This window comes from Vibrio sp. T20 (genome assembly GCF_007858795.1).
Taxonomy (GTDB): Bacteria; Pseudomonadota; Gammaproteobacteria; order Enterobacterales; family Vibrionaceae; genus Vibrio; species Vibrio satsumensis.
This window is the reverse complement of record NZ_VFEB01000167.1, coordinates 1-341: the sequence shown is the minus strand read 5'-3', so window position 1 is coordinate 341 and position 341 is coordinate 1. Positions and strand designations below refer to the sequence as shown.

The following is a 341-nucleotide window of genomic DNA, read 5'->3' as shown; positions in this document are numbered from 1 at the left end:
GATCACGCATGGCGTACAAGATCTCTTCCATTTGGAATACGACTGGAAGTGTCTCAATCAAAACTGTCGCACGAATTGTGCCTTTGGGTACGTGGAAATAGTTTTCGGTGAAGCTGAAAATATCGTCCCACCACTGTGCTTCTTCCATGCTCTCAAGCTTGGGAATGTAGTAGTAAACGCCTAAGCCTTGTTGTGCACGTGATTGATAGTTGTGGAAAAAGTATAAAGCGAAGTCCATCAAGCAACCGCCGATAGGCTGATTGTTGAATTGGATGGATTGCTCAGGAAGGTGGATCCCTCGTGGGCGTGCGATCAGCAGTGCAGGATCGTCGTTTAATTGG

At 46.9% G+C, this 341-nt stretch carries 1 pseudogene; it reads right to left on the bottom strand.

Annotated features, from left to right (window positions below):
* Nucleotides 1–341 (bottom strand): annotated as a pseudogene (locus FTW16_RS17965) (malate synthase A); the annotation flags it as partial.